The organism is Halosimplex marinum (genome assembly GCF_051414075.1).
Lineage (GTDB): Archaea > Halobacteriota > Halobacteria > Halobacteriales > Haloarculaceae > Halosimplex > Halosimplex marinum.
Genome location: NZ_JBLKNY010000003.1, coordinates 1,116,752 through 1,132,594, shown reverse-complemented (window position 1 = coordinate 1,132,594; position 15,843 = coordinate 1,116,752). Strand labels below are relative to the sequence as shown.

General features: G+C 72.1%; 19 protein-coding genes and 1 tRNA gene. 14 read left to right on the top strand and 6 right to left on the bottom strand.

The window, feature by feature from the left end:
- The first annotated feature begins 226 nt into the window (after nucleotides 1-226).
- Nucleotides 227-1,312, top strand: a complete 1,086-nt coding sequence (locus ACMGFI_RS06710; RefSeq protein ID WP_436908344.1) for a threonine synthase — start codon at nucleotides 227-229, stop codon at nucleotides 1,310-1,312.
- Between the two features lie 42 nt (nucleotides 1,313-1,354).
- Nucleotides 1,355-1,606 carry an antitoxin VapB family protein gene (locus tag ACMGFI_RS06705; protein WP_436908343.1) on the top strand — a complete coding sequence of 84 codons (252 nt, stop codon included), beginning with the start codon at nucleotides 1,355-1,357 and terminating at the stop codon, nucleotides 1,604-1,606.
- 37 nt (nucleotides 1,607-1,643) lie between these two features.
- On the opposite strand, the gene ACMGFI_RS06700 is transcribed toward ACMGFI_RS06705, so the two are convergent.
- Nucleotides 1,644-1,895 (bottom strand): hypothetical protein, encoded by a 252-nt coding sequence (locus ACMGFI_RS06700; RefSeq protein ID WP_436908342.1) that lies wholly within the window; start codon nucleotides 1,893-1,895, stop codon nucleotides 1,644-1,646.
- Nucleotides 1,896-2,047: 152 nt separating this feature from the next.
- Between ACMGFI_RS06700 and ACMGFI_RS06695 the strand changes: the two genes are divergently transcribed.
- The 6 genes from ACMGFI_RS06695 to ACMGFI_RS06670 all read left to right on the top strand — a co-directional run bounded on the left by ACMGFI_RS06695 (nucleotide 2,048) and on the right by ACMGFI_RS06670 (nucleotide 5,286).
- Nucleotides 2,048-2,464, top strand: a complete 417-nt coding sequence (locus ACMGFI_RS06695) for a VOC family protein (protein WP_436908341.1) — start codon at nucleotides 2,048-2,050, stop codon at nucleotides 2,462-2,464.
- Between the two features lie 100 nt (nucleotides 2,465-2,564).
- Nucleotides 2,565-2,906, top strand: coding sequence for a glutaredoxin family protein (locus ACMGFI_RS06690; protein WP_436908340.1), 342 nt, complete (start codon nucleotides 2,565-2,567; stop codon nucleotides 2,904-2,906).
- A 60-nt stretch (nucleotides 2,907-2,966) separates the two neighbouring features.
- Nucleotides 2,967-3,344 (top strand): Rid family detoxifying hydrolase, encoded by a 378-nt coding sequence (locus ACMGFI_RS06685; RefSeq protein ID WP_436908339.1) that lies wholly within the window; start codon nucleotides 2,967-2,969, stop codon nucleotides 3,342-3,344.
- Nucleotides 3,344-3,598, top strand: coding sequence for a DUF7981 family protein (locus ACMGFI_RS06680; protein WP_436908338.1), 255 nt, complete (start codon nucleotides 3,344-3,346; stop codon nucleotides 3,596-3,598). The genes ACMGFI_RS06685 and ACMGFI_RS06680 overlap by 1 nt, the downstream gene beginning before the upstream one ends.
- A gap of 27 nt (nucleotides 3,599-3,625) precedes the next feature.
- Nucleotides 3,626-3,706: transfer RNA gene (locus ACMGFI_RS06675), tRNA-Ser, on the top strand.
- Between the two features lie 200 nt (nucleotides 3,707-3,906).
- Nucleotides 3,907-5,286, top strand: a complete 1,380-nt coding sequence (locus tag ACMGFI_RS06670; RefSeq protein ID WP_436908337.1) for an outer membrane protein assembly factor BamB family protein — start codon at nucleotides 3,907-3,909, stop codon at nucleotides 5,284-5,286.
- Nucleotide 5,287: 1 nt separating this feature from the next.
- Here the strand turns inward: ACMGFI_RS06670 and ACMGFI_RS06665 are convergent, their stop codons facing one another.
- The 3 genes from ACMGFI_RS06665 to ACMGFI_RS06655 form a co-directional block, all read right to left on the bottom strand.
- On the bottom strand, nucleotides 5,288-6,478 hold the full coding sequence (locus ACMGFI_RS06665; RefSeq protein ID WP_436908335.1) for an MFS transporter: 1,191 nt from the start codon (nucleotides 6,476-6,478) through the stop codon (nucleotides 5,288-5,290).
- An 82-nt stretch (nucleotides 6,479-6,560) separates the two neighbouring features.
- A complete protein-coding gene (locus tag ACMGFI_RS06660; RefSeq protein ID WP_436908334.1) occupies nucleotides 6,561-7,214 on the bottom strand; it encodes a DUF7998 family protein in 654 nt (217 codons plus the stop codon).
- 101 nt (nucleotides 7,215-7,315) lie between these two features.
- A complete protein-coding gene (locus ACMGFI_RS06655) occupies nucleotides 7,316-7,552 on the bottom strand; it encodes a DUF2249 domain-containing protein (RefSeq protein WP_436908332.1) in 237 nt (78 codons plus the stop codon).
- Between the two features lie 177 nt (nucleotides 7,553-7,729).
- On the opposite strand from ACMGFI_RS06655, the gene ACMGFI_RS06650 reads away from it, so the two are divergent.
- On the top strand, nucleotides 7,730-8,143 hold the full coding sequence (locus ACMGFI_RS06650) for an SRPBCC family protein (RefSeq protein WP_436908331.1): 414 nt from the start codon (nucleotides 7,730-7,732) through the stop codon (nucleotides 8,141-8,143).
- Nucleotides 8,144-8,228: 85 nt separating this feature from the next.
- Here the strand turns inward: ACMGFI_RS06650 and ACMGFI_RS06645 are convergent, their stop codons facing one another.
- A complete protein-coding gene (locus ACMGFI_RS06645) occupies nucleotides 8,229-9,017 on the bottom strand; it encodes a class I SAM-dependent methyltransferase (protein ID WP_436908328.1) in 789 nt (262 codons plus the stop codon).
- A gap of 109 nt (nucleotides 9,018-9,126) precedes the next feature.
- Between ACMGFI_RS06645 and ACMGFI_RS06640 the strand changes: the two genes are divergently transcribed.
- The 3 genes from ACMGFI_RS06640 (at nucleotide 9,127) to ACMGFI_RS06630 (ending at nucleotide 11,959) form a co-directional block, all read left to right on the top strand.
- Nucleotides 9,127-9,900, top strand: a complete 774-nt coding sequence (locus ACMGFI_RS06640) for a creatininase family protein (RefSeq protein ID WP_436908326.1) — start codon at nucleotides 9,127-9,129, stop codon at nucleotides 9,898-9,900.
- 125 nt (nucleotides 9,901-10,025) lie between these two features.
- Complete coding sequence (locus tag ACMGFI_RS06635; RefSeq protein WP_436908325.1) at nucleotides 10,026-10,322, top strand: hypothetical protein; 297 nt, start codon at nucleotides 10,026-10,028, stop codon at nucleotides 10,320-10,322.
- 209 nt (nucleotides 10,323-10,531) lie between these two features.
- Nucleotides 10,532-11,959 (top strand): sulfatase/phosphatase domain-containing protein, encoded by a 1,428-nt coding sequence (locus ACMGFI_RS06630; RefSeq protein ID WP_436908324.1) that lies wholly within the window; start codon nucleotides 10,532-10,534, stop codon nucleotides 11,957-11,959.
- 93 nt (nucleotides 11,960-12,052) lie between these two features.
- On the opposite strand, the gene ACMGFI_RS06625 is transcribed toward ACMGFI_RS06630, so the two are convergent.
- Nucleotides 12,053-12,973 (bottom strand): DUF8054 domain-containing protein, encoded by a 921-nt coding sequence (locus ACMGFI_RS06625; RefSeq protein WP_436908323.1) that lies wholly within the window; start codon nucleotides 12,971-12,973, stop codon nucleotides 12,053-12,055.
- Between the two features lie 109 nt (nucleotides 12,974-13,082).
- Between ACMGFI_RS06625 and ACMGFI_RS06620 the strand changes: the two genes are divergently transcribed.
- Together ACMGFI_RS06620 and ACMGFI_RS06615 are read left to right on the top strand one after the other, a co-directional pair.
- A complete protein-coding gene (locus tag ACMGFI_RS06620; RefSeq protein ID WP_436908322.1) occupies nucleotides 13,083-14,147 on the top strand; it encodes a TrmB family transcriptional regulator sugar-binding domain-containing protein in 1,065 nt (354 codons plus the stop codon).
- Between the two features lie 250 nt (nucleotides 14,148-14,397).
- A complete protein-coding gene (locus ACMGFI_RS06615) occupies nucleotides 14,398-15,843 on the top strand; it encodes an extracellular solute-binding protein (protein WP_436908321.1) in 1,446 nt (481 codons plus the stop codon).

The window sequence follows — 15,843 nt, the reverse complement described above, 5'->3', positions numbered from 1 at the left end:
GAGGAGCGTGCTTCGAGAGAGCGAAGCTCTCTCGTCATCCCGGAAATCTTTGATTTCCGGAGACAGCGAGCCGCGGGAGTGCAGACGGTCGGGGCTTTCTTCCCCCTTGTTCGGCGGCACGTCCCCCTCAATTCCGGAAAGAGACACCATGCCACGCGCCACTGTCGTCTACTCTCGGCAGTCCGCGACCACCACCTACAGGGACGACGCGCCCAACGACTGATCCATGCTCACCTGCAGCGACTGCGGCCGCGAGTACGCCGACGACGCGGCCGCGCCCTGGCGCTGCGAGTGCGGGGGCGCGCTGGACTACGCCGACCAACCGCTCCCCGACGCCGACCACCCGCCCGAACACCTCGACCGCGACCGCGGTCTCTGGGCGTTCGAACCGTTCCTCGATACCGAACGCGCGGTCACGCTGGGCGAAGGGTGGACGCCGGTCGTGGACGCGCCCGCGTGGGACACCGATTTCAAACTCGAATCGGTGTTCCCGACGGGGAGTTTCAAGGACCGCGGCGCGGCGCTGACGGTCTCGCGGGCGGCCGAGCTCGGGGTCGACCGCGTGCTCGAAGATTCCTCGGGCAACGCGGGCCTCGCTATCGCCACCTACGCCGCCCGCGCGGGCATCGACGCCGAGATATACGTCCCGGCCGAGGCCAAACCCGGCAAGCTCCGGGCCATCGAGCGGACCGGCGCCGACGTGGTCCGCGTCGAGGGGACCCGGGGTGACGTGACCGACGCCTGCGTCGAGGCGGTCGAACGCGGCGAGGGGTGGTACGCCAGTCACGCCTGGAACCCCGCGTTCTTCCGCGGGACGGCGACGTTCGCGCTCGAACTCGCTGCCCAGCGCGACTGGGAAGTCCCGGACGCCGTCGTCACGCCGCTGGGTCACGGGACCCTCTTTCTCGGCGCCTACCGCGGCTTCCGGGCGCTGCGGGCAGCCGGCTGGACCGACGGGATGCCGCGACTGCTGGGCGCGCAGGCGACCGGGGCGGCACCGGTCGCCGACGCGCTCGGCGGGGGCGCGCCCGACAACGCGCCCTCGAACACTGCCGCCGACGGCATCCAGATCCGCGAGCCCGCCCGGCTGGACGGGATCCTGGCGGCCATAGCGGAAACCGACGGCGACGCAGTCGCGGTCGGCCCCGAGGCCACCGAGCGCGAACACGACCGACTCGCCCGGGCGGGCTTCCACGTGGAACCGACCTGCGCGACCGCCACGGCGGCGCTCGCCGACTACCGCGAGCGCGGCGTCCTCGCGCCCGAGGACGACGTGGTCGTCGCGCTCACCGGGACGGGACTCAAGGGGTAATCTGCCCGACCGGTTTTGCGTCCGGGTACACGACTACAGGATATGGGGCCGAAGACGGTCGAACTGGACGGGGTGGCCTACGAGCGCCTTCGCGCCGAGAAGCGTGAAGGGGAGGGTTTCAGCGACCTGGTCAAGCGAGTGACCGAAGCGGTCCGGACCGACTGGCGGCGGGGCTTCGGGAAGTACGGGGGCGCGGACGGCGAGCGGCTGGAGCGGGCAGCCCGGCAGAGTCGGGAGCACCGCGGCGGGACTCGCGGCCAGGCAGTCCGGCGTGTTCGACGCGCTGGCCGGTGACAGAGACGACGAGAGCCCGCGACGGGGCGACGACTGACTACCGCCACAGCTCCCGCTCGACGACGGCGTCGGTGTCGACCGACAGCCGGGTCTCGGCGACGCCGTCGTACTCCGGGGCGGCGGAGTAACAGATGTACCGCTCGCTGTCGTCGCTGCGCGTCCGGACGACCGCCGGGAGCACGTCCCCGGGCGCGGCCGTCGGCGGCGGGGGCGGCCCGACCACGACCCGCCCGTCCGGTGGGTCCGAGTGTTCCTCTCGCACGACCGGGACTACGCCGTCGCCGATCATTGTTACGAGTCGGTTACCGACTATCAGCCCCGTGTAACCGCAGTTCGGCCCTGCTTACCCGCCGCGGTTCGACTGCCGGACGACGGAGCGGACGGCCGGTCCGACCGCCCCGGACCGACACCGTTTCGGCGCTGGCCCGCGCGGGCTCGCCCATGACCGGAAGCGTCCACCACACCGGCACGACCGTCGCCGACCTGGAGCGGGCCGTCGACTTTTACACCGAGGTCTTCGACCTGGAGGTCCTCGCGGAGTTCGAGTCCTCCGGCGAGAACTTCTCGCGGGGCGTCGGCGTCGAGAACGCCACCGGCCGGTTCGCCCACCTCGACGGCGACGGCACCCGCGTCGAACTCGTCGAGTACGAGCCGGAGGGCGGCGAGGCCGTCGCCGACGCCGTCAACGACCGCGGCGCCAAACACCTCGGGTTCGGCGTCGACGACGTGGAGGCCTTCTACGAGGACCTGCCCGACGACGTGGTGACGGTCAGCGAGCCACAGACCTCCTCGACCGGCACGACCATCCTCTTCCTCCGCGACCCCGAGGGCAACCTGGTCGAGGTCCTCGACGCGTAGGCACCGGCTACGCCGACCGGCCCACCTGCATCGCGGTCGGGACGGCCAAGCGGGTCCGCCCGTCGCAAGAGGTATCCACGAGGGGACCCAGACCACGGGTATGACGTTCGACCCCAACGAGGGCCTCTCCCAGGAGGAGGTCGACGAGCGCGTCGACGAGGCCATCGAGGACAACGAGGTAGTGCTGTTCATGAAAGGCACGGAGATCATGCCCCAGTGTGGCTACTCCGACCGCGCGCTGACGCTGCTCAAACAGTACCGCGAGGACGTCGAGGTCGTCGACACGCTGGAGTCGCTCGACGAGTTCCGCGCCGCGCTCGAACGGCACAGCGGCCGCGAGACCATCCCCCAGACGTTCGTCGACGGCGAGTTCGTCGGCGGCAGCGACATCCTCAAACAGCTCGACGAGCGGGGCGACCTCGAACCGAAACTGACCGCCTGAGCCCGTTCGTTCCGCCCGAGCGTCACGGAGTTTAAGCCGCTCGCGGTCGCTCGTTCGGGCATGAAGCGGATCGTCAGCACCGACGCGGCACCCGAGGCGGTCGGCGCGTACAGTCAGGCGACCGAGACCGACGACCTGGTCTTCACGGCGGGACAGATCCCGCTGACCCCCGACGGCGAACTCCTCGACGACGCTGCCATCGACGTGCAGACCCAGCAGGCCCTGGAGAACGTCGAGGCCGTCCTCGGCGAGGCGGGCGCGGGCATGGCGGACGTGCTGAAGGTCACCGTCTACCTCGACGACATCGACGACTTCGACGAGATGAACGAGACCTACGAGACCTTCTTCGACGACGAACCGCCCGCCCGCAGCGCCGTCGGCGTCGAGGAACTCCCCAAGGGCGTCGGCGTCGAGATCGAGGCCATCGCGACGAAGTGATGACCGACGCGCCGAGCGACGGTCCCGCGACCGACCGCGAACCGCTGGTCGCCCCCGCGACGAAGTCGAGCCTGCTGTGGGGACTGGTCGGCGGGCTCTCCTTCCTCGTGCTCGCGCAGGGCTACGAACTCCTCGGCGACCTGGGCGTCGGGTTCGCGCCGAAACTCGGGGTCGCCGCGGTCGTCGCCGTCGGCGCCGCGACGGCGACTCACCTGACGCGGGACCGGCTCCCGACCGAGAACGAAAGCCCTTAACCACCCGACCGCGGTATTTCCATCTGAGCCAGGATGGCCGAACGGTAAGGCGCACGCCTGGAAAGCGTGTTCCCTTTGGGATTCTGGGTTCAAATCCCAGTCCTGGCGTACCACCCTTTTGCCGGACGGGTTTCCTCGCGAGCCGGGGGCTCGCTGCGGGAACCCGACCGGCAAAAAGATGGGCAAAAAGGCCGAGCGCGCGGAGCGCGCTCGGTGGAAACCGCGCTCGCTCCGCTCGCGCGGTACAGTGGCGGCGCTCGTCTCCACGCCCCACAAGACCTATTGTTTCGGTTGGGTGTTGTCGGAACATGGACAGACGCTCGTTTTGCCGGCGGCTGGCCGCACTCGGTGGTACGTTCGGGCTGGCCGGCTGTCTGAGCCGGCCGGACGAGCCGGGGACAGCGACGGCACCGAGGGTTGCCGGGGGGACCGACGCGACGGAAACCGCGACGCCCACCGACGCCGAGGCGACGGACAGACCGGCGGACGGCGCGACGGAGACGGCGGCGACCGGGGGCTCGCCGCCGGACGCGAACTGGCCGACGTTCGGGGGCGACGACGGACACACCGGGTACCGTCCGGACGGCGCGGGGCCGGCCGACGGGCGGATCGCGTGGTCGGCGATCGGCGACGCGCCGACCGTCCTCTGTCCGCCGACGGTCGCCGACGGCGTCGTCTACACCGGGAGCGCGGCGGACGCGGTCCACGCCTTCGACGCGGAGACGGGCGACGCCCGCTGGGAGTTCCCCACGAGCAGTTACGTCGAGACGGCGCCGACGGTCCGCGACGGGCGCGTCTACACGGCCGACGCCGACGGCGTCGTCTACGCGCTGACGACCGACGGCGAGGCAGCCTGGCGCCACGAGACGAAGCAGAACCTCCACGGCAGGACCCTCGCCGTCCGTGACGGGACCGTCTACGTCGGAACCGCGGGGAACATGCCGATGGTAGTCAGCGGCGACACGGACAAGTCGAAGGCCGGCAAAGTCCTCGCGCTCGACGCCGACTCCGGCGAGGAGCTGTGGTCGTTCGAGGGCCCGGAGGACTGGTTCGCCGGCCCCGCGTTCGGTGACGGGCGGGTCTACGTCGGCAACCACACCGGCGAGGTGTTCGCGCTCGACGCGGCGAGCGGCGAGAAACGGTGGTCGTGGTCGGCGACCGACGCCGGCGTGGAGGCCCACTCGGTCCTCCGCCCGCCGACGTACGACGACGGGACGGTCTTCGTGAGCGTCCACGGCGGCTGGCTCGTCGCGCTCGACGCCGAGTCGGGTGATTCGGAGTGGCGGGTCTCGCTCCCCGGGGCGAACGTCAAGTCGTCGCCGGCGGTGACCGACGACCGGGTGTTCGTCGCGTCGTACGGCTACCGCGGCGCCGCGCTGACCGGCGGGGAGACATCCACGGCGGAGGAATCCGGCACGGTGGGCGTCCTCTCGGCGCTCGACCGCGCGGACGGGAGCGAGGACTGGACCCACGAGACCGACCACGACTTCCGTTCGTCGCCCGCCGTCGTCGGCGACCGCGTCTACGTCGGCGGCGGGGACGGTGTACTGGCCGTCGCTCGCGACGACGGGACCGAGCGGTGGCGCGCGACCTTCGACGACTACGTCGACTCCTCGCCCGCCGTCGCGGCCGGCCGGCTGTTCGTCGGCTCGGCGGACGGCTCGCTCTACTGCGTCGCCGAGGAGTGACTCACTCGGCGAACGTCGCAGTCCGGCCGACGTCCAGCCGCAGGAAGACCGGCAGCGTCGCGGCAGCGACGACGATCTCCAGACCTCCGGCGACGAGGAACGCCTCGGGGTAGCCGTAGGCGCTCGCGACGCTCCCGCCGACGACGACGCCGGCCAGGAAGCCCAGGCTGCCGAAGACGTTGAACCCGGCCATGGCGACGCCGCGCTCGGTGTCGGCGGCGAGGTCGGTCACGAGCGCCATCGTCGCCGGCGACATCAGCGCACCCAGGATACCGACGGCGAGCATCCCCGCGCCGGCGAGCGCTACCGTCGGCGCGCGGCCGACGCCGATCACGACCAGGCCGTAACACGCCGACCCGGCGACGATGGGGGCGGTCCGGCCCACCCTGTCCGAGAGGATGCCCATCGGGTACTGCAGGAGGGCGAACGGCGCGAAGAACAGGGCGAGCATCAGCCCGGTGGCGCCGGGGCCGAGTTCGAAGGCGGACCTGAAATAGAGGGTGCCGACGAGCGCGAAGAAGCCGGCGGTGAGTCGGTCGAGGAACCCGAAGGCGTAGGGGACGGCCAGCGTCGGCGTCCCGCGGAGGCTCGCGAGCGCGCGGGCGATCGAGTCGCGGTCGCCGGCGGGCGCGCGGTCGTCGACCGCCAGCGCGAGGACGGCCACGGCCGCCAGCAACGCGCTCGCGAGATACAGCGGGACGAACGGGCCGACCTCGTACAGCTGGCCGCCGAGCGGGGCGCCCAGCGCGGTGCCGCCGCCGATGGCGGCGCCCGCGGCGGCCATGTTCCGGCCGTGGCCGCCCTCCAGGTCCATCAGCATCGTCATCGCCAGCGAGAAGGCGCCGATGGTGGCCGCCCCCTGCGCGGCGCGGACGACCAGCACGCCCTCGAAGGAGAGGCTGGTGAACCCCGGGAGCGCGGCGAGCGCGAGGTAGCCCGCGCTCCCGCCGAGCGCGCCGGCGGCGATGAACGGCGTCCGGCGGCCGGCGCGGTCGCTGGCGGCGCCCCAGACGCCGGCGAAGGCGACGAACGCCGCGAACTCCGCTGCGAGGAACCACATGCTCGCGTCCAGGTCCGTCGTCGCGCCGAGCGCGCCGACCAGCCGGTCGACGCCGGGGTACAGCAGCACCTGCGCGAGCAGGACGGCGAACACCATCGCTGCGAGCCAGGCGCGGTCGCGCGAGCCCGTCATCTACCGTACCGAAGGGACCAGTGGGATATCCTACTGTCGGAACCGACGCGACGGAAGGGTCCGTGTCGGACGCCGCGCCCGCTCAGAACGGCGCCCGGGACCCGTCGCGGCCCGTCGACCCCGGGACGGCGTCGTCGTCGAACCCGTCGCCGGGCGTTCCGGCGTCGCTCCCGTCGTCGGGGTCGGGCAACTCGCCGGTCTCGACGAGCGTCGACTCCAGGTCTCGGAGCGCGGCGTTGATCTGACTCGCGCGCTGGTGCATCGGAGCGACGCGGACCCGCACGAGGTCGAACTCGTGGCGGTCGGCCAGGCCGTTCCACGCGCGCAGCGAGCCCCTGGTGAGCGTGTCGCTCTGCGGGCAGAAGGCGGTCGTCGGCGTGAACTCCGCGCGCAGGACGCGGACCGGCTCGCCGTCGCCTCCGCGGCCCGATCCGTCGGGGGTCGGCAGGTCGTCGTCGACGGCCTCGGCCCGTTCGACGGCGTAGCGGTACCCGGCGTCGGGGTGCCGTTGGTCGTTGTTCAGCCGCGCGAGGTTGTAGCCGAAGGTCATGTCGTAGACCGCCCGCTCCTCGAACAGCTCGCGCGCCAGCCGGTGGACCGCGAGGTGCTCGCGGCCGTCGAGCACGTCGTGGCCGGCGAGGAAGTCGCCGGGCGCCGGCGCGTGCCCGGGGACGAACTCGTCGTAGGGGTCGAAGGTGTCGTCGCTCCCGTCGAACGGCGACGGAACGTTGACCATGCCGACCGTTGGGGCGCCGTCCCGCTATGTCCCGTCCCGAACAGGTTCGGGCCCGTATGCGGAGCGAACGGGCGGGAGCGTCCGACCGCTCGCGGCCGCCGCTACTCGGCGGGGCTGATGTAGACCCGGAACTCGTCGTCGGCGACGCGCTCGGTCTCGTGGGCGAACCCGCGGTCGTCGAGCACGTCGTACAGCGGCTCCGGCTCGAAGCTGTTGACGAGTTCGAGCGTCTCTCCCGACGGGAGCTCGTCCAGCGCGGCCAAAATGGCGCCGAACGGTTCGCCGTCGATCTCCCTGGCGTCGAGCGTCCGCGTCGCCTCTCTCGATACGTCGGCCATACCTCCACTTGCGGGGCCGCGGGCGAGCGCGTTGTGCCGAAGACGTTCGGGCGCGCCGTCGCCGGGCGGGAGTCGCCGACAGCGGGCGGACGCGTCCCGCGGTCGTCGTCGCCCGCGGCGCCCGCGTCGAACGGGTGCGGCGTGACACTGACGTGGCTGGAGCGAGTCCGGGCGGGTATGCAGACGGTCACGGTCTCGCGGCGAATCGACGCCCCGCCCGAGCGCGTGCGCGACGCGATGGAGGACCTGGAGGCGTTCATGCTCGCCGCGGGGTTCACCGAGGTGACCGTCGACGGCGACGATATGCACCTGGAGAACCAGGTCGGCCTCGCCACGGTGACCCTCGACCTGCGCCTGGTCGACACCGGGGCCGACCTGGCCTACGAGCAGGCCGACGGCTTCTTCGAGACGATGGACACCGAGTACCGCGTCGAGCCCGCCGCCGGCGGCTCGGAGGTCACGGCGACCACCGACTTCGAACTCGACCTGGCGTTCGTCGGGCAGGTGCTCGACGCCACCGTGATCAAGCGCCAGCGACGCCACGAGCTGGAGTCGCAGTTCGACTGGCTGGCAGCCGAACTGACGGCGTAGTCCCTCGAACGACGGCGGGACGGCGAGTCCCCGTTTCGGCCGCGGGGCTCCGATCCGAGTATCGCGGCACAGTGGCGGGGCCTCCTCAGCGCTCCGCTCGCAGGATCCCGACGTAGTCGCCGCCCGCCGCGTCCAGTCCCTCCTCCGGTTCCAGCGTCTCGACGAGGGTCCACGGCGTCTCGCTCGCGAGGTCGGCCATCGTGTCGGGCGCGGCCATGAGGTAGTCGAACCACGGCGTCGCGAGTCGCTCGTGGCGGACGCGCATCCGGAGCGCGCCCGGGAGTCGACCGCGCTCGCGGTTGCGCTCGTGATAGGACCGGTGGTGCTCGTCGTCGGTCGCGACCGGGTCTCGGCTCTGGGCGACGAGCGTCGCGTCGTCGGTCGCCACCTCGGCCAGCCCCCGGAGGCGGTCCGGGGCCGTCTCGGCGGTGCCGACGAGCCCGAAGTTGTTGCCGAGCATCAACACCGTGTCGAAGGTGTCGGGGTCGAACTCCGCGGCCACGTCCGCGATATCGACCGCGCGGGCGTCGTCGACGCCGCGGTCGCGGGCCACCTCGACGGCCCCCTCGGACACGTCGACCGCAGTCACGTCGTGGCCCCGCTCCTGCAGGTACAGCGCCGCCCGGCCCGCGCCACAGCCCACGTCGAGGACTCGGCCCTCGACGCGGTCCGCCGCGCGGCGGTCGGGGGCCGGCCACTCGTCGTAGTCGGCGAAGTAGAACTCGCCGCCGGCGCTGACGCCGATCCAGCCGTCGTCGCGCTCGATCACTTCCTGGCCCTCGCCGGTCTCGGCGTACGCCCGGAGCATCGCCCCGACGGCGTCGCCCGTCTCCGGGGTGGCCGCGCCGGAAAGCTCGTCGGTCCCCTCGTCCATACGCCCCGGTCGGCCCGCTGCCGGATGAGTCCCGGGGGTTCCATGCCACTCGTTCGCACTCCCCCTGGCGAGGGAAACAGTAACGGCGGGGCGGTCCTCGAGATGGGACATGTACCTCGGAGACCGGACCTGGCCGGAACTGGGCGAGTACTTCGCCGGGGAGTCGCTGGCCCTGGTGCCGCTGGGATCGACCGAACAGCACGGCCCGCACCTCCCCGAATCGACGGACCACCGCATCGCCGAGGCGCTCGCCCGCGCGGCCGCCGAGCGGACGGACTACCTCTGTACCCCCACGGTCAACGTCGGCGTCAGCTCCCACCACCGCCAGTTCGACGGCACGATGTGGGTCGAACCCGGCGTCTTCCGCGACTACGTCGAGTCGCTCACCAGGAACCTCACCTACCACGGCGTCGACCGCGTGGTCTTCGTCAACGCCCACGGCGGCAACGTCGCCCACCTCCGCGAAGTGGGGCGACGGCTCCGCGACGACGAGGTCGCCTACGCCGTCGAGTGGATGTGGGACGAGTCCATCCCCGATCTCGTCGACGACCTGTTCGAGCACAACGGCCCCCACGGCGGCCCCAAGGAGACCGCGATGATGCTCCACATCGACGACGAACTCGTCCGCGAGGACCAGTTCGAGCGCGCCCGCGATCGGGGCATCCGCGACGTGGAGAACTTCGAGGGTCTCCGGAAACACGGCGCCCGCACCTTCTACGACGCAATCGACAACACCGAGAGCGGGGTCCTGGGTGACCAGACCGACGCGACGAGAGAGAAGGGTGCCGAGCTGTTCGAGGCCGCCAGCGACCAGCTCGTCCGGCTGGCCGAGTGGCTCGACGACCAGCCCTTCGAGGACCTGATGCCCCGGGACCACGTCTGATACGGTCGGTTGTAACTGTTTGCCGGTGGTTCGCCGGGCAGTCCGGCGAACCCCGGAAATGACTTACAACCGACCGTATGAGTCCGAGTGGAAAGAGACAGGTGTGACGACCCGAACCGTCGGGTATGAGCGACGACTTCGAGACGGAACTGGCAGCGGCCTTCGAAGACGAGTTCGGCGCCGACGGAGAGACCGCGGCGGCGGCCGCCGGGAACGCCGCGGCCTTCCGCGACGAGTACGACGAGGCCCTGACCGTCGACGACGTGCTCGACCGCGTCGAGGACCACAGCGGCGACTTCGGACACCGCTTCGACTACGCCCTCGGGGACCTCGCGGCGGCGACCGACGACTGCACCGACTCCCGCGAGTACCGCGTCGCCGGGTACGGCGACCTCGCCGCCGACCCGAACCAGGGGTTCTGATACGGATTATTGCAAGACATTCCGGGATCGACCGCACGACCGCGTGCGGTCGACCCGGTAAACGCTTGCAATAATCCGTATGAGCCGACTCCGCGAACCGGACCGTCCGGACGGCCGCGCCGGACCGCCGCGCGTCCACTTAAGCGAACGGCGGAGTTACAACCAGGGTTGTAGGAAGGCATACACGCCGGATCCGCGTAGGGGGGTCCATGGCGGGCCGAGACGTGGTCCTCCTGCTGACCGACCGGGAGCGGGCGGACCTGACGCGCCCGGACGGGCCGGCGGTCGAGACGCCGGCGGCCGACCGCCTGCGCCGCGAGGGGACGACTTTCGAGCGGGCGTACACGCCGACGGACTGCCGGCCGGCCGCCGTCGCGTCGCTCCGCTCGGGGCTGTACCCCCACGACCACGGCGTCCTCGACGCGACGGCGGACAGCGACCCCCCGGGCCTCGACGACGCGGCGACCTACCCGTCGCTGGCGGCCGACAGCGGCTACGCGCTCGCCGACTGCGGCGGGGTCCGCGACCTGCCGCTCTCCGGCGACGGGAGCGGCGACGGGACGGACGCGCCCGAGGGTAGCGCAGGGGAAGCGGACGCGACCGGGGGATCCGTCCCGCCGACGTTCGAAGCGTACCGCCGCGACCTCGGTGTCGACCCCGGAGAGACCGAGCGCACCGACCGGATCACGGCCGGACCGGACGGCCGGCTCGTCGCGGCGACCACCGAGCTCCCGCCGGCGGCGACCCGCGCCTACTACGTCGCCGAGCGGGCGATCGACCGCCTCGAAGCCCTCGCGGACGGCGACGCCCCCTTCCTCCTCAGGGTCGCGTTCCCGACGCTCGGGCCGCCCTACGTCGTCCCGGAGCCGTACGCCTCGACGTACGACCCCGCGGAGGTGCCGCTGTGGGACACCCTCCGGGAGACGTTCGCCGGCAAGCCGACCGTCCAGGAGCGCGCCCACGGGCGGTCGGGGGCCGCCGCGCTCGCCGAGGACGACTGGCGGACGGTCGTCGCGCGGTACTTCGGGCTGGTGACGTTCGTCGACCGCCAGCGGGCGCGGGTCCTCGACGCCGTCGACCGGCTCGACCGCGACCCGGTGGTGGTCGCGACGGCCGCCCGGGGGGCGTTCGTCGGGAGCCACCGCCAGCTCGACGGCGGCCCGCTGATGTACGAGGACGCCTACCGGGTGCCCCTGTGGGTCCGCTGGCCCGGCGAGACCGACCCGGGGTCGACCCGCGACGCGTTCGTCCGGCTCCAAGACCTGATGCCCACGATCTGTGCCGTCTGCGGCGTCGACCCGCCGAGCGGCGTCGACGGCCGGAGCCTCGTCGGCCTCCTGGCGGGGTCGCGCCCGGCCGACTGGCCCGACTCCGTGTTCTGCGAGTACCACGGCGACGCCTACGGCCGCTACTCACAGCGGATGGTCCGCACCGACCGCTACAAGTACGTCTACGACCCCGGCGGCCGCGAGGAGCTGTACGACCTCCGGACCGACCCCGGCGAGCTACAGAACCTGGCGGGCAACCCCCTCTACGACGAGGTCGCCGCCCGACTGCGCCGGGAGCTGTACGGCTGGATGGTCGAGACCGGCGACGCCATCGAGGGGCGCTCGCGGGCCGTCCTGCTCGACCGCTGACCGTCGAACGGCCCGAGTACCGATCCGCCGAGCGTCGCGGGCGCCGGTCGGTCGAGTGATACGAGTGTCGTAGCCGAGCGTCGCGGGCGCCGCTCAGTCGAACGTCGCGAACTGGACGCGGCAGTCCTCGCAGACGAGCGCCTCCAGGGGTTTCCCGTCGGCCCCGGTCACCGGCGGCCCGCAGCAGTCGCCGGCCGGCCGCTCGACGAGGTCGGCGCCGCAGACCGGACACGTCGACAGGAACACCAGCAGCGCGTCGGCGCAGTCCGGGACGCGGTCGGCGTCGAGGGCGGCCGCGGCCAGCGCCCGCGCCGCGGCGGTCTCCGCGACCGCCACCGGCCGCCGGAGCCACACTTCGTCGGCGGGGTCGGCGCTGTCACCTCCGAGGACGACGTGCGTCCGGCCCCGGTCGGTGACGACGCTCGCCTCGGGGTCCCCGCGGGCCGCCGCCCGGGTCGCCTCCGCGAGTTCGTCCGCCGAGAGCGCGGCCAGCCGCTCGCGCTCGGCGGCCCACCGCCGCTCGAACGGTTCGTCGAGTTCGACCCGCTCACCGCCCGCGCGGACGATCCCCGCGGCGACCAGCGCCTCCAGGACCGCCTCCCCGTCCGCCGCGGGAGCCTCGCCGTCCGTTGCCGGGGGCGACTCCCCGTCCGTCCCGGACGCTTCCCCGTCCGCCGGGCCGGTGTCGTCGGTCTCGCCGCTCCTGGCGTCCGCCGGGCCCGCGTCCGCGAGCGACGCCCCCGAGGTCGCGTCGGGCACCTCGCCCGCGTGGAACGGGTTCCACGGGAGGCGGGCGGCGAGCCGCGGCGCGAACCGCGGGGTGTAGGGGACGACGTAGCCGCGCAGCCAGACGGCGGCGGTCCCGACCGCGGCGGCGGCGAGGGCCGCCGGCGGCGCGACGGGCCAGAGGGCCAGTGACGCGGCGCCGACGAGACAGAGGTTCACCGCGGTACAGGGCCAACAGCGGTTCCGGCCGGTGTGGTCGGGCCGGCGGAGCGCCGTGAGCGGTCGCACGCCGGGCGGGTTTCGGCCTCGCGGGCTTCAGCGTTTCGGCGGTACGTTCCGGTTGGTTGCGAGGTTCCCGCAGATTAATGGCCGCAGGCGTTCTAGGTCGCCGGACCGCATGACCCCCGAGGAGATCAGGGCCGTCCTCGAGGACGACGCACTCTCCCCTTACCAGGCGAAGGCGTACGTGGCGCTGCTGGACCTGCGGGACGCGTCCGTGCCGGAGCTGGTCGAGGCGTGTCCGGTGCCCCAGCCCCGGATCTACGACGTGCTCCGGAGCCTCGACGAGAAGGGGTTCGTCGAGACCTACGAGGAGGAGACGCTCCGGGCCCGGGTGACCGACCCCTCGGCGGTGGTCGAGGACCTGCAGACCAAGGCCGACCAGTACGCGCGGGCGGCGGAGGGGATCGACGACCTCTGGGAGCGGCCGCCGCTGGGCGAGCACGACATCGAGGTGTTCAGCGCGTTCGCGGACGTGACCGAACACGCCGCGGCGGCCGTCGAGGAGGCGACCGCCAGCGTCAACCTGGCCATCCGCGGGTCGACGTACCTCGAACTCAGGCGGCCGCTGCGGGCCGCCAAGGAACGGGGCGTCGTCGTCAACGTCTCGCTGTACCTGGAGGGCGACTCCCGGACGGAGCTGTCGGACATGGACGCCTTCTTCGCCGAGACGGCCACGGAGGTCCGCCACCGCCACTCCCACGCCCCCTTCCTCGCCATCGTCGACGCCGGCGAGTCCTATTTCGGGGTGCCCCGCTCGACCAGCGGCTACGGCATCGCGATCCAGGACCACGAGCTGTCGGCCATGCTCTGTGGCCACTTCGAGGACTCGCTGTGGAACCACTGGGAGCAGGTCCACTCCGACCGCCCGTCGGGGTTCCCGAAGGTGTTCACCAGCATCCGCAACTGCGTGGCGGAGATCGCCCCCCGCGCGGCGGAGGCCGACGACCTCCGCGCCACCGTCGAGGGGTTCGACACCGAGACCGGCGAGGAAACCCGGGTCGACGGCCGGATAGACGACGTGATCCCCGCTCCCTCGGCCGACAACGGCCCCCACGAGGCCGACCAGGTCACCCTCTTTCTCGACGACGGCGACGCCGTCCACAGCGTCGGTGGCTTCGGCGCCGTCATCGAGGACGTGCGCGTCGCGTGGATCCGGGTCGAGGACGCGGACGACGACTGACCGCGCGGCCGCCCGCGTCGTCGCACGTTCGCCTCTCCCCGTTCGCTACCGTGAGGACGACCCGCCCTCCGTTCACGAGCGGAAGAACGGCGTTCGACTGAACCGAACGCTCGTGCGGCAGCTCGGCGGCCCCTACTTATACCCCCGGCGACCGACTACGGGGGTTGTAAAACGGAATATTACCCCGCACTCGCTTTGCAAGCACATGGCGAGTGACCGGAACGATAATGATAGTTCCCGGCGTGGAGGCGTGAACCGACGGCGATTCATCAAGGTGGCCGGCGCGACGGGCGCGACCGCCCTGGCCGGCTGTGGCAGCGACGGCGGTGGTGGCGGTGGCGACGGCGGTGACGGCGGCGACGGCGGGGTGACGACGACGACCCGGGCGGGCGAGGTGACGGTCCAGATGGCGATGCCCCAGCCGGTCGCCCAGAGCGCCGACGCGACTCGCGAGGCGCTGCACGACGCGGGCCTGTCGGAGGACATCACCGTCGAGTTCCTCGCGACCTCGGAGATCTCCGGCGACGTGCGCTCGCAGTACCAGCAGTGGATCAACGCCGGCCGCGACAAGCCCGACGTGTTCCGGATGGACAACGGCTGGACGATCCCCTTCATCGCCCGCGACCAGCTGGTCGACCTGACCAACCACCTCTCGGAGGACGCGCTGTCGCTCATCGACGAGCAGTACTTCGACGCGATGATCAGCACCGCCCGCGGCGAGGACGGCGGCCTCTACGGCGTCCCCTGGCAGGTCGGCTTCCCGACGGTCCAGTACCGCAAGGACCTCGTCGAGGAGGCGGGCTTCGACCCCGAGGGCGAGAGCTGGTCGACCGAGCCGATCTCCTGGGAGCGGTTCGGCGAGGTGATCGGTCAGACCCACGAGCAGTCCGACGTGGAGTACGGCTTCGCCTGGCAGGGCAACGACTACGTCGGCCTCTCCTGCTGTACCTTCAACGAGTTCATGAGCTCCTGGGGCGGCGCGTACTTCGGCGGCCGCGACACCCTGCTGGGCCCCGTCGGCGACCGGCCGGTCACCGTCACCGAGGAGCCGGTCCGGGAGGCCCTCCGGATGGCCCGTACCTTCGTCCAGGGGGCCGACGACGAGTACGCGCTGGACGGCTACGACAAGATCTCGCCCGACGCGGTGCTCCAGTGGACGGAGGGCCCCTCGAACACCGCGTTCATGGACGGCAACGCCGTCGCCTTGCGCTACTGGCCGTCGGCGATCCCCACGGGGATCGAGACCTTCGGCGAGGACCTGGGCGTGATGCCCATCCCCTACGGCGTCCCCGAGAGCGAGAGCGAGTACGACGGCCTCGGCGGGACCTGCTCGGCGCTGGGCGGGTGGCACCTCACGGTCAACCCCAACTCCCAGAACGTGGGCGCGGCCGCCGAGGTCGTCGAGGCGACGATGCAGCGGAGCTTCCGGGAATTCGAGTTCGCGGAGCTGAACTTCCTGACGGCCGACCGGCGGCTGTTCGACCCGGACGTGGCGCCCGACAGCTGGGCGCCCCACATCGACACCCTGCGCATCGCCGGGGACAACGCCGTCCCGCGGCCGGCGACGGTCGTCTGGCCCGACCAGTCGCCGCTCGTCTCCGGGGAGATCAACGCGGCGCTGGCCGCCCAGAAGGCCCCCGAGCAGGCCCTGTCGGACCTCGAATCGTCGCTCGAAGAGGTCGAATCGAGCGTCTAA